This window comes from Staphylococcus sp. McC-251-APC-3A2 (assembly GCF_009695665.1).
Lineage (GTDB): Bacteria > Bacillota > Bacilli > Staphylococcales > Staphylococcaceae > Staphylococcus > Staphylococcus cohnii.
This window is the reverse complement of sequence record NZ_VUNO01000003.1, coordinates 278,320-291,799: the sequence shown is the minus strand read 5'-3', so window position 1 is coordinate 291,799 and position 13,480 is coordinate 278,320. Positions and strand designations below refer to the sequence as shown.

Annotated in this window: 8 protein-coding genes; all 8 read left to right on the top strand. The window is 37.1% G+C overall.

What is annotated here, in order from left to right:
• Positions 1-109 precede the first annotated feature (109 nt).
• The 8 genes from FYJ81_RS09000 to tuf all read left to right on the top strand — a co-directional run bounded on the left by FYJ81_RS09000 (position 110) and on the right by tuf (position 13,438).
• Positions 110-718, top strand: coding sequence for a class I SAM-dependent methyltransferase (locus FYJ81_RS09000; protein WP_119517577.1), 609 nt, complete (start codon positions 110-112; stop codon positions 716-718).
• A 199-nt stretch (positions 719-917) separates the two neighbouring features.
• Complete coding sequence (gene rpoB, locus FYJ81_RS08995; RefSeq protein ID WP_119517576.1) at positions 918-4,469, top strand: DNA-directed RNA polymerase subunit beta; 3,552 nt, start codon at positions 918-920, stop codon at positions 4,467-4,469.
• A gap of 170 nt (positions 4,470-4,639) precedes the next feature.
• Entirely contained in the window at positions 4,640-8,233 is a 3,594-nt protein-coding gene (gene rpoC / locus FYJ81_RS08990) for a DNA-directed RNA polymerase subunit beta' (protein WP_182467324.1), read from the top strand.
• Positions 8,234-8,517: 284 nt separating this feature from the next.
• Entirely contained in the window at positions 8,518-8,772 is a 255-nt protein-coding gene (locus FYJ81_RS08985; protein ID WP_107384245.1) for a ribosomal L7Ae/L30e/S12e/Gadd45 family protein, read from the top strand.
• A 95-nt stretch (positions 8,773-8,867) separates the two neighbouring features.
• The gene (gene rpsL, locus FYJ81_RS08980; protein WP_019468565.1) at positions 8,868-9,281 is read left to right on the top strand and encodes a 30S ribosomal protein S12; all 414 of its coding nucleotides are present in this window, start codon (positions 8,868-8,870) and stop codon (positions 9,279-9,281) included.
• A gap of 71 nt (positions 9,282-9,352) precedes the next feature.
• Positions 9,353-9,823 carry a 30S ribosomal protein S7 gene (gene rpsG, locus FYJ81_RS08975; protein ID WP_019468564.1) on the top strand — a complete coding sequence of 157 codons (471 nt, stop codon included), beginning with the start codon at positions 9,353-9,355 and terminating at the stop codon, positions 9,821-9,823.
• Between the two features lie 118 nt (positions 9,824-9,941).
• The gene (gene fusA, locus FYJ81_RS08970) at positions 9,942-12,035 is read left to right on the top strand and encodes an elongation factor G (protein ID WP_107385928.1); all 2,094 of its coding nucleotides are present in this window, start codon (positions 9,942-9,944) and stop codon (positions 12,033-12,035) included.
• Positions 12,036-12,250: 215 nt separating this feature from the next.
• Positions 12,251-13,438 (top strand): elongation factor Tu, encoded by a 1,188-nt coding sequence (gene tuf, locus FYJ81_RS08965; protein WP_064264070.1) that lies wholly within the window; start codon positions 12,251-12,253, stop codon positions 13,436-13,438.
• Positions 13,439-13,480: the final 42 nt, after the last annotated feature.

The window sequence follows — 13,480 nt, the reverse complement described above, 5'->3', positions numbered from 1 at the left end:
CGGGGTTTTATCTTATTTGACCTATCCTGAACGAATTATTTGTTACTACAAAATTTCGTTGAGGGTATAGTATTAATCTAAGACGAATTAGATTAAAAGAGGTGTAGTCATGAGTCATTACTATGATGAAAATCCTGAAGTAGAAAGCGATGAACTTCCCTTTACGTATTCCTACAAAAGCTATGATTTAAAATTAGTTACTGATTCAGGTGTGTTTTCTAAAGGGAAAATAGACTTTGGTTCAGATTTATTAATCAATACATTTTTAAACGAAAATCCCCCGGGTCCTATTAAGAAAATTATAGATGTTGGTTGTGGTTATGGTCCGATTGGTTTGATGATTGCAAAAGTGTCTCCACACCATGAAATTACAATGGTTGATGTAAATCAGCGTGCACTTTCTTTATCGATTAAAAATCAAAAGAAAAACCATCTAGAGAACGTCGACATCAAGGAAAGTGACGGGTTATCACAAGTAGAGAATGATACTTTCGATTTTGTGCTAACTAATCCACCGATTAGAGCAGGGAAAAAGGTAGTTCACAGCATCTTAGCTGATGCGTATCATAAATTAAAAGTGAATGGCGCCCTTTATGTTGTGATTCAAAAAAAACAAGGTATGCCATCCGCGAAGAAAAAAATGGAAGAAACATTTGGTAACGTAGAAGTATTAGAAAAGCGCAAAGGCTATTATATATTAAGAAGTGTTAAAGGTTGATTAAAAACCACTGTTCTGATATAGTAATAGAATGTAAAAAATTATGTTCAATAAGTGTGTACTTTTACGTATAAATTAACAAAGTATATAAGGTGAAATAGAAAATGGTGTCATGAGTTATGCTACCGTTTTCTTTTTGTCTAATTATATTTGCTGATTTAGTAAAAGTAAACACGCAATTTTTGAGGGGTGAATCTGTTTGGCAGGTCAATTTGTCCAATATGGAAGACATCGTAAACGTAGAAACTATGCGAGAATTTCAGAGGTATTAGAATTACCGAATTTAATTGAGATTCAAACTAAGTCTTACGAGTGGTTCTTAGAAGAAGGTTTATATGAAATGTTTAGAGACATTTCACCGATTGAAGATTTCACAGGTAATCTGTCTTTAGAGTTTGTTGATTACAGACTTGGAGAATCAAAATATGATTTAGAAGAATCGAAAAACCGTGATACGACGTATTCTGCACCTCTACGTGTAAAAGTACGTCTGATCATTAAAGAAACAGGCGAAGTGAAAGAGCAAGAAGTGTTTATGGGTGATTTCCCATTAATGACAGATACAGGTACATTTGTGATTAATGGTGCTGAACGTGTTATCGTATCACAATTAGTTCGTTCACCATCCGTTTACTTTAATGAAAAATTAGATAAAAATGGTCGCACAAACTATGATGCAACAATTATTCCTAACCGTGGTGCATGGTTAGAGTATGAAACTGATGCTAAAGATGTAGTTTATGTACGTATTGATAGAACAAGAAAATTACCACTAACAGTATTATTAAGAGCTTTAGGCTTCTCAACAGATCAAGAAATTATTGATCTTTTAGGAGATAATGAGTACTTACGTAATACATTAGAAAAAGATGGTACAGAAAATACTGATCAAGCATTATTAGAAATTTATGAGCGTTTACGCCCAGGTGAACCTCCTACAGTAGAAAATGCGAAAAGCTTATTATACTCTCGTTTCTTTGATCCGAAACGTTATGACTTAGCGAGTGTGGGTCGTTATAAAGCGAATAAAAAACTTCATTTAAAACACCGTTTATTCAATCAAAAATTAGCAGAACCAATTGTTAATGCTGAAACAGGTGAAATTGTAGCTGAAGAAGGTACTGTCTTAGATCGTCGTAATTTAGATGAAATCATGGACGTATTAGAATCTAATGCTAACAGTGAAGTTTTTGAACTTGAAGGTACTGTGATTGATGAACCAGTAGAAATTCAATCTATTAAAGTATATGTTCCTAATGATGAAGAAGGACGCACAACGACAGTTATTGGTAATGCGTTCCCTGATTCAGAAGTGAAATGTATTACACCAGCTGACATCATCGCATCAATGTCATATTTCTTTAATTTACTAAGTGGTATTGGATTCACAGATGATATTGACCATTTAGGTAATCGTCGTCTACGTTCAGTAGGGGAGTTACTACAAAACCAATTCCGTATTGGTTTATCAAGAATGGAACGTGTGGTACGTGAAAGAATGTCTATCCAAGATACAGATTCTATTACACCACAACAATTAATCAATATTCGTCCAGTCATTGCGTCAATTAAAGAATTCTTTGGTAGTTCTCAATTGTCACAATTCATGGACCAAGCCAATCCATTAGCAGAATTGACACATAAACGTCGTCTATCAGCATTAGGACCTGGTGGTTTAACACGTGAACGTGCTCAAATGGAAGTGCGTGACGTTCACTACTCTCACTATGGTCGTATGTGTCCAATCGAAACACCAGAGGGACCAAACATTGGTTTGATTAACTCATTATCAAGTTATGCACGTGTAAATGAATTTGGTTTCATTGAAACGCCATATCGTAAAGTAGATCTTGAAACAAATAGTATCACAGAACAAATTGATTATTTAACAGCTGATGAAGAAGATAGCTATGTTGTAGCACAAGCAAATTCTAAGTTAGATGAAAATGGTCGCTTCTTAGATGATGAAGTTGTTTGTCGTTTCCGTGGTAATAACACAGTTATGGCAAAAGAAAAAATGGACTACATGGATGTATCTCCTAAACAGGTTGTTTCTGCAGCAACAGCATGTATTCCATTCTTAGAAAACGATGACTCTAACCGTGCATTAATGGGTGCGAACATGCAACGTCAAGCAGTTCCATTGATGAATCCAGAATCACCTTTCGTAGGTACTGGTATGGAACACGTAGCAGCTCGTGACTCTGGTGCAGCAATTGTTGCTAAACACAAAGGCCGTGTTGAACACGTTGAATCTAATGAAATCCTTGTACGTCAACTTATCGAAGAAGATGGACAAGAATACGAAGGCGAAATTGATCGCTATCCATTAGCTAAATTCAAACGTTCAAACACAGGTACTTGTTATAACCAAAGACCAATCGTTGCTACAGGTGATGTCGTAACGAAAGGTGAAATTTTAGCCGATGGTCCTTCAATGGAACTTGGTGAAATGGCGTTAGGTAGAAACGTAGTTGTCGGTTTCATGACATGGGACGGTTACAACTATGAAGATGCTGTAATTATGAGTGAACGCCTAGTGAAAGATGACGTATATACTTCTATTCATATTGAGGAATATGAATCAGAAGCACGTGATACAAAACTAGGACCTGAAGAAATTACACGTGATATTCCTAACGTTTCAGATAGTGCGCTTAAAAACTTAGATGACCGTGGTATTGTATACGTAGGTGCTGAAGTTAATGATGGAGACATTTTAGTAGGTAAAGTAACGCCTAAAGGTGTAACAGAATTAACAGCAGAAGAACGCTTATTACATGCAATATTCGGTGAAAAAGCACGTGAAGTACGTGATACATCATTACGTGTTCCTCATGGTGCAGGCGGTATTGTTCTAGACGTTAAAGTCTTCAACCGTGAAGAAGGAGATGACACATTATCTCCAGGTGTAAACCAATTAGTACGTGTTTATATCGTTCAAAAACGTAAAATACATGTTGGTGACAAAATGTGTGGTCGTCACGGTAACAAAGGCGTTATTTCTAAGTTAGTTCCTGAAGAAGATATGCCTTATTTACCAGACGGTACACCAATTGACATCATGTTGAACCCATTAGGTGTTCCATCACGTATGAATATCGGACAAGTATTAGAGTTACATTTAGGTATGGCTGCTAAAAACTTAGGTATTCATGTTGCATCACCAGTATTTGATGGTGCGAGTGATGAAGATGTATGGTCAACGATTGAAGAAGCAGGTATGGCACGTGATGGTAAGACAGTATTATATGATGGACGTACGGGTGAACCATTCGATAACAGAATCTCAGTCGGCGTTATGTATATGCTGAAACTTGCACACATGGTTGACGATAAATTACATGCGCGTTCAACTGGACCATACTCACTTGTTACGCAACAACCACTAGGTGGTAAAGCACAATTTGGTGGACAACGTTTCGGTGAGATGGAGGTATGGGCACTTGAAGCTTATGGTGCTGCCTACACACTTCAAGAGATCTTAACTTATAAATCTGATGACACAGTAGGTCGTGTTAAAACATACGAATCTATTGTCAAAGGTGAAAATATTACTAAACCTGGCGTTCCTGAATCATTCAGAGTATTGATGAAAGAACTTCAAAGTTTAGGATTAGATGTTAAGATTATGGATGAGCATGACAATGAAATTGACATGCAAGATAACGAAGATGAAGATGCAGTAGAACGTAAAGTGGACCTTCAACAAAAAGAAGCGCCACAATCACAAAAAGAAATTACTGACTAATACAGATCGCATTTAAGTTTATAAAGAGATATACCATATTGAGGTGAAGTCGTCGTACTTGCCTCATTATGGGTTTATCTAATATTGATAAAGAGCAATCAATCAATTTGCACAGCTAATCTAAATTGAAGGAGGTAGGCTCCTTGATTGATGTAAATAATTTCCATTATATGAAAATAGGACTTGCTTCACCTGAAAAAATCCGTTCATGGTCTTTTGGTGAGGTTAAAAAGCCAGAAACAATTAACTATCGTACTTTAAAACCAGAAAAAGATGGTCTATTCTGTGAGAGAATTTTCGGACCTACAAAAGACTGGGAATGTAGTTGTGGTAAATACAAACGTGTACGCTATAAAGGTATGGTTTGTGATAGATGTGGAGTAGAAGTAACTAAATCTAAAGTGCGCCGTGAAAGAATGGGACACATTGAATTAGCTGCGCCAGTTTCACATATTTGGTACTTCAAAGGTATTCCAAGCCGCATGGGACTATTATTAGACATGTCACCAAGAGCATTAGAAGAAGTGATTTACTTTGCTTCTTATGTTGTTGTAAATCCAGGACCAACTGGTTTAGAGAAAAAGACATTACTATCTGAAGCAGAATTCAGAGAGTACTATGATAAATTCCCTGGTCAATTTACAGCTAAAATGGGTGCTGAAGGTATCAAAGAATTATTAGATGAAATTGATTTGGATACAGAATTAAAAGAATTACGTGATGAGTTAGAGTCTGCAACAGGACAAAGACTTACACGTGCGATTAAACGTTTAGAAGTAGTTGAATCATTCAGACATTCTGGTAACAATCCAGCTTGGATGGTATTAGACGTACTTCCAATTATTCCACCAGAAATCAGACCAATGGTTCAATTAGACGGTGGACGTTTTGCAACAAGTGATTTAAACGACTTATATCGTCGTGTTATCAACCGTAACAACCGTTTAAAACGTTTATTAGATTTAGGTGCGCCTGGCATCATCGTACAAAACGAAAAACGTATGTTACAAGAAGCAGTTGATGCACTCATCGATAATGGTCGTCGTGGTCGTCCAGTAACTGGACCAGGTAACCGCCCATTAAAATCACTTTCACATATGCTTAAAGGTAAACAAGGTCGTTTCCGTCAAAACTTATTAGGTAAACGTGTTGACTATTCAGGTCGTTCAGTTATCGCTGTTGGACCTAGCTTGAAGATGTATCAATGTGGCTTACCTAAAGAAATGGCTTTAGAACTATTTAAACCATTCATCATGAAAGAATTAGTTCAACGTGAAATTGCGACAAACATTAAAAATGCTAAAAGCAAGATTGAACGTATGGATGATGAAGTATGGGATGTATTAGAAGACGTAATTAAAGAACATCCAGTTCTTTTAAACCGTGCACCAACGCTGCATAGATTAGGTATTCAAGCATTTGAACCTACACTTGTAGAAGGCCGTGCCATTCGTCTACACCCACTTGCTACAACAGCTTATAACGCTGACTTTGATGGTGACCAAATGGCTGTTCACGTTCCATTATCTAAAGAAGCACAAGCAGAAGCACGCATGCTTATGCTTGCAGCACAAAACATCTTAAATCCTAAAGATGGTAAACCTGTTGTTACACCATCACAAGATATGGTATTAGGTAACTATTACCTTACTTTAGAACGTAAAGATGCTGTAAATACTGGTACAATTTATAATGATACAAACGAAGTGTTAAAAGCATACGCAAATGGTTATGTACATTTACACACACGTATAGGTGTGCATGCAAGTTCATTCAATAACCCAACATTTACAGAAGCGCAAAATCAAAAAATCTTAACAACATCTGTTGGTAAAGTTATCTTTAATGAAATCATTCCTGATTCATTTGCATACATTAACGAACCAACAAAATATAACCTTGAAAACAGTACGCCAGACAAATACTTTGTTTCTGCTACTGAATTAGGTGAGGGTGGATTAAAAGCATATTTTGATGAGCAACCACTTAGCGAACCATTCAACAAGAATTTCTTAGGAAATATCATTGCAGAAGTCTTCAATCGATTCAGCATCACAGATACATCTATGATGTTAGATAGAATGAAAGACTTAGGCTTCAAATTCTCTTCTAAAGCTGGTATCACTGTTGGTGTATCTGACATTGTGGTTTTACCAGATAAACAACAAATTTTAGATGAACATGAAAAACTAGTTGATAAAGTACAAAAACAATTCAACCGTGGTTTAATTACAGAATTTGAACGTTACAATGCAGTTGTTGAAATTTGGACTGATGCTAAAGACCAAATTCAAAACGAATTAATGGGTTCACTTGAAAAAACAAACCCAATCTTTATGATGAGTGACTCTGGTGCCCGTGGTAACGCATCTAACTTTACACAGTTAGCTGGTATGCGTGGACTTATGGCTGCACCATCAGGTAAGATCATTGAATTACCAATCACTTCATCATTCCGTGAAGGTTTAACAGTATTAGAATACTTTATCTCTACACATGGTGCGCGTAAAGGTCTTGCCGATACAGCACTTAAAACAGCGGACTCTGGTTATCTTACTCGTCGTCTGGTTGATGTGGCTCAAGATGTTATCGTTCGTGAAGAAGACTGTGGTACTGACCGTGGTTTACTAGTATCTGATATTAAAGAAGGTACTGAAATGATCGAACCATTTAGCGAACGTATTGAAGGTCGTTATTCTAAAGAAACGATTCGTCATCCAGAAACAGATGAAGTTATTGTTCGTCCAGATGAGTTAGTAACAGCAGAAATTGCTAAGAAAATCACAGACGCTGGTATAGAAGAAATGTATATCCGTTCAGCATTTACATGTAACACACGTCATGGTGTATGTGAAAAATGTTATGGTAAAAACCTTGCTACTGGTGAAAAAGTTGAAGTTGGTGAAGCAGTTGGTACAATTGCTGCCCAATCAATCGGTGAACCAGGTACACAGCTTACAATGCGTACATTCCACACAGGTGGTGTAGCAGGTAGTGATATCACGCAAGGTCTTCCTCGTATCCAAGAGATTTTCGAGGCGCGTAACCCTAAAGGTCAAGCAGTCGTTACCGAAATTGAAGGTGTCGTAGATGACATTAGTGTTGCCAAAGACCGTCAACAAGAAATCGTCATCAAAGGTGCAAATGAAACGAAATCTTACTTGGCTTCAGGTACTTCAAGATTAAAAGTTGAAGTTGGCCAAAGTGTTGAACGTGGTGAAGCACTTACAGAAGGTTCTATTGAACCTAAGAACTTCTTATCTATATCTGGTTTAAATGCTACAGAAAGCTATTTATTAAAAGAAGTTCAAAAAGTTTACCGTATGCAAGGTGTTGAAATTGATGATAAACACGTTGAAGTTATGGTAAGACAAATGTTACGTAAAGTACGTATCATTGAAGCTGGAGATACGAAATTACTTCCAGGTGCACTTGTAGATATTCATAACTTTACAGATGCTAACCGTGAAGCGTTCAAAGAACGTAAACGTCCAGCAACATCTAAACCTGTATTACTAGGTATAACAAAAGCTTCTCTTGAAACAGAAAGCTTCTTATCAGCAGCATCATTCCAAGAAACAACACGTGTTCTTACAGATGCAGCTATCAAAGGTAAACGTGATAACTTACTTGGACTTAAAGAGAACGTTATTATCGGTAAGCTTATCCCAGCTGGTACAGGTATGAGACGTTACAGTGATGTACAGTATGATAAAGCGACACCTGAAGAAGTCGTTGAAGAGATTCAACCAACTGAAATCTAGTATAGCTTTTGAAATGTAAAATGGTTTATCATTCATTTGAAGTTGTATAAATATAGAGACATGTGTTGAGGTTGTAAGGCCCCATCACATGTCATATGTTTTAAGCGACTGACCATTTGATCTCGGGCGAAATAAAAGATTTGATGGAAACATTTAATCTTTATTTCGCTCTCTTATTTTTTTGTATATTTTCTGCAAAAAATATTAATTAAAGTTGACTCCGCAGTAATTTTGATGTTATTATTATTAAGGTTGATGCAAGCAGAACTTTGGAGGATATTTAGATGTCTAATGAAAAAGTTGCACGCTTTAACAAACAACACTATGTTATTGGTCTTAAACAAACGCTGAAAGCTTTGAATAAAGATCAAGTGACATCATTGATTATCGCTAAAGACGTTGAAGTTCATCTGATGACTCGCGTGTTAAGTCAAATCAATCACAAAAACATATCTATCTCATTTTTCGAGAGCAAACAAGCTTTAGGAAAGTATGTAGGTATAAACGTTAATGCGACTGTTGTTGCATTATTGAAATGAGATTAGTAAGATTCTTTCTTACTAAATTTTATTTACCTTTAAAATGAACCACCTGGATGTGTGGGATTATAAAAGAAGAGAGGAGGACATATTTCATGCCAACTATTAATCAATTAGTACGTAAACCAAGACAAAGCAAATCAAAAAACTATGATTCACCAGCATTGAACAGAAACTACAACAGTAAAAAGAAAAAGTACACTAGCTTAAACTCACCACAAAAACGTGGTGTTTGTACACGTGTAGGTACAATGACACCTAAAAAACCTAACTCTGCGTTACGTAAATATGCTCGTGTGCGTTTGTCTAACAACATCGAAATCAACGCTTATATTCCTGGTATCGGACACAACTTACAAGAACACAGTGTTGTACTTGTACGTGGTGGACGTGTAAAAGACTTACCTGGTGTGCGTTACCACATCGTACGTGGTGCACTTGATACTTCAGGTGTTGACGGTCGTAGACAAGGTCGTTCATTATACGGAACTAAAAAACCTAAAAAATAAGGTTAAGATTGCGTAAATTTTCGTTATAAATAATGGAAATATATTATAATTAGGAAGGGAGGATTTATATTATGCCTCGTAAAGGATCAGTACCAAAAAGAGACGTATTACCAGATCCAATTCATAACTCAAAATTAGTTACTAAATTGATTAACAAAATTATGTTAGATGGTAAACGTGGAACAGCTCAAAAAATTCTTTATTCTGCATTTGAATTAGTTCAAGAACGCAGTGGTCGTGAAGCTATCGAAGTTTTCGAAGAAGCTATCGACAACATCATGCCAGTATTAGAAGTTAAAGCTCGTCGTGTAGGTGGCTCTAACTATCAAGTACCTGTAGAAGTTCGTCCAGAACGTCGTACTACTTTAGGCCTTCGTTGGTTAGTTAACTATTCACGTCTTCGTGGTGAAAAAACGATGGAAGAACGTTTAGCTAACGAAATTTTAGATGCTGCAAACAACACTGGTGGTGCAGTTAAGAAACGTGAAGACGTTCATAAAATGGCTGAAGCTAACAAAGCCTTCGCTCACTATCGTTGGTAGGATAGTAGGTTTTTCCCTGAGCATGTTCCATACTGATAGTTTACTATCTAGGTGCATGCTTAGGGCATCGCCATATTTATAGTATTTATTCGCAGTTATACTGGAAGGAGAAAAATACATGGCTAGAGATTTTAGTTTAGAAAGAACTCGTAATATCGGTATCATGGCTCACATCGATGCTGGTAAAACAACTACGACTGAACGTATTCTTTACTATACTGGACGTATCCATAAAATTGGTGAAACTCATGAAGGAGCTTCACAAATGGACTGGATGGAACAGGAGCAAGACCGCGGTATCACAATCACATCAGCTGCAACAACAGCTTCATGGGATGATCACCGTGTAAATATCATCGATACACCAGGACACGTAGACTTCACTGTTGAAGTTGAACGTTCATTACGTGTACTTGATGGTGCGGTAACAGTACTTGATGCGCAATCAGGTGTTGAACCTCAAACTGAAACAGTTTGGCGTCAAGCAACAACTTACAGCGTTCCTCGTATTGTTTTCGTAAACAAAATGGACAAATTAGGTGCTAACTTTGAATATGCTGTAAGCACAATTCATGATCGCCTACAAGCGAATGCACAACCAATCCAATTACCAATTGGTGCGGAAGATGAATTTGAAGCAATCATCGACTTAGTTGAAATGAAATGTTTCAAATACAACAATGACTTAGGAACTGAAATTGAAGAAATTGAAATTCCTGAAGATCAAAAAGAAAGAGCTGAAGAAGCTCGCGCAACACTTATTGAAGCAGTAGCTGAAACAAGTGATGAATTAATGGAAAAATATCTTGGTGACGAAGAAATTACTGTAGCTGAATTAAAAGACGCTATTCGTGAAGCAACTAATAATATTGAATTCTACCCAGTTCTTGTTGGTACTGCCTTCAAAAACAAAGGTGTTCAATTAATGCTTAACGCAGTAATTGATTATTTACCATCACCATTAGATGTTAAACCAATCGTCGGCCACCGTGCTGATGATCCAGAAGAAGAAGTTATCGCAAAAGCAGATGACAGTGCTGAGTTCGCTGCGTTAGCGTTCAAAGTAATGACTGACCCTTATGTTGGTAAATTAACATTCTTCCGTGTGTACTCAGGTACATTAACATCAGGTTCTTATGTTAAAAACTCTACGAAGAATAAACGTGAACGTGTAGGTCGTTTACTACAAATGCACGCTAACTCTCGTCAAGAGCTTAACACAGTTTACTCAGGAGATATCGCTGCTGCGGTAGGTCTGAAAGAAACTGGTACTGGTGATACTTTATGTGGTGAGAAAAATGACATTATCTTGGAATCAATGGACTTCCCAGAACCTGTTATTCACCTATCAGTTGAACCAAAATCTAAAGCTGACCAAGACAAAATGACTACAGCTTTAGTTAAGTTACAAGAAGAAGACCCAACATTCCATGCACACACTGACGAAGAAACTGGACAAGTTATCATCGGTGGTATGGGTGAGCTTCACTTAGACATCTTAGTTGACCGTATGAAAAAAGAATTTAACGTTGAATGTAATGTTGGTGCGCCAATGGTTTCATACCGTGAAACATTTAAGCAATCAGCACAAGTTCAAGGTAAATTCGCGCGTCAATCTGGTGGTCGTGGACAATATGGTGACGTTAAAATTGAATTCGAACCAAACGAAACAGGTGGCGGTTTCGAATTCGAAAACGCTATCGTTGGTGGTGTAGTTCCTCGTGAATACATTCCATCAGTTGAAGCTGGACTTAAAGATGCTATGGAAAACGGTGTATTAGCTGGTTATCCATTAATTGATGTTAAAGCTAAATTATTTGATGGTTCATACCATGATGTCGATTCATCAGAAATGGCCTTCAAAATTGCTGCATCATTAGCACTTAAAGAAGCTGCTAAAAAATGTGAACCTGTTATCTTAGAACCAATGATGAAAGTAACAATTGAAATGCCTGAAGAATACATGGGTGACATCATGGGTGACGTAACATCTCGTCGTGGACGTGTTGATGGTATGGAACCTCGTGGTAATGCACAAGTTGTAAATGCCTTTGTACCACTTTCAGAAATGTTCGGTTATGCAACATCATTACGTTCTAATACACAAGGTCGTGGAACATACACTATGTACTTCGATCACTATGCAGAAGTTCCAAAATCAATTTCTGAAGAAATTATCAAGAAAAACACTGGTAATAAATCAGCTGAATAATTAAACTTGTATTGTGCAGTGACAGTCTGTACAATACATGTAAAGCATAATTATATGGCTTACAGTTTTATTGATTGATTTTTTAGGGAAAATGCATTATAAAGGTACTGTATGGTACTTTTAACCTAAATAAATCATCTTCTCATGATGGTGAGAAACTGTCATGAGAGATAAATTTAACAATTAATTTTCTAACGAATAGGAGAGATTTTATAATGGCTAAAGAAAAATTCGATCGCTCAAAAGAACATGCCAATATTGGTACAATCGGACACGTTGACCATGGTAAAACTACTTTAACAGCTGCTATCGCAACTGTTTTAGCAAAAAATGGTGACTCTGTTGCACAATCATACGACATGATTGATAACGCTCCAGAAGAAAAAGAACGTGGTATCACAATCAATACTTCACACATCGAGTATACAACTGAAAAACGTCACTATGCTCACGTTGACTGCCCAGGACACGCTGACTATGTTAAAAACATGATCACTGGTGCTGCTCAAATGGACGGAGCTATCTTAGTAGTATCTGCTGCTGATGGCCCAATGCCACAAACTCGTGAACATATCCTTTTATCACGTAACGTTGGTGTTCCAGCATTAGTTGTATTCTTAAACAAAGTTGACATGGTTGACGATGAAGAATTATTAGAATTAGTAGAAATGGAAGTTCGTGACTTATTAAGCGAATATGACTTCCCAGGTGACGATGTACCTGTAATCTCTGGTTCAGCATTAAAAGCACTTGAAGGGGACGCTGACTATGAGCAAAAAATCTTAGACTTAATGCAAGCTGTTGATGACTTCATTCCAACACCAGAACGTGATTCTGACAAACCATTCATGATGCCAGTTGAGGACGTATTCTCAATCACTGGTCGTGGTACTGTTGCTACAGGCCGTGTTGAACGTGGTCAAATCAAAGTCGGTGAAGAAGTTGAAATCATCGGTATGCAAGAAGATTCAAGCAAAACAACTGTTACTGGTGTAGAAATGTTCCGTAAATTATTAGACTACGCTGAAGCTGGTGACAACATTGGTGCGTTATTACGTGGTGTTGCACGTGAAGACATCCAACGTGGTCAAGTTTTAGCTGCTCCTGGTTCAATTACACCACATACAAACTTTAAAGCGGAAGTTTACGTTTTATCAAAAGATGAAGGTGGCCGTCATACGCCGTTCTTCAGTAACTACCGCCCACAATTCTATTTCCGTACTACTGACGTAACAGGTGTTGTTACTTTACCAGAAGGTACTGAAATGGTTATGCCTGGTGACAACGTAGAAATGGAAGTTGAATTAATTTCTCCAATCGCTATCGAAGACGGTACACGTTTCTCTATCCGTGAAGGTGGACGTACTGTTGGATCAGGCGTTGTAACTGAAATCTACAAATAAGATATTTTATCTTGATATAGATTTGAAGAGTCTCCAATTTTT

Excerpts from the sequence above, each read along its gene's own strand:
- FYJ81_RS09000 (WP_119517577.1), top strand. The coding sequence starts at position 110 with ATGAGTCATTACTATGATGAAAATCCTGAAGTAGAAAGCGATGAACTT.
- rpoC (WP_182467324.1), top strand. The coding sequence starts at position 4,640 with ATGAAAATAGGACTTGCTTCACCTGAAAAAATCCGTTCATGGTCTTTT.
- FYJ81_RS08985 (WP_107384245.1), top strand. The coding sequence starts at position 8,518 with ATGTCTAATGAAAAAGTTGCACGCTTTAACAAACAACACTATGTTATT.
- rpsL (WP_019468565.1), top strand. The coding sequence starts at position 8,868 with ATGCCAACTATTAATCAATTAGTACGTAAACCAAGACAAAGCAAATCA.
- rpsG (WP_019468564.1), top strand. The coding sequence starts at position 9,353 with ATGCCTCGTAAAGGATCAGTACCAAAAAGAGACGTATTACCAGATCCA.
- fusA (WP_107385928.1), top strand. The coding sequence starts at position 9,942 with ATGGCTAGAGATTTTAGTTTAGAAAGAACTCGTAATATCGGTATCATG.
- tuf (WP_064264070.1), top strand. The coding sequence starts at position 12,251 with ATGGCTAAAGAAAAATTCGATCGCTCAAAAGAACATGCCAATATTGGT.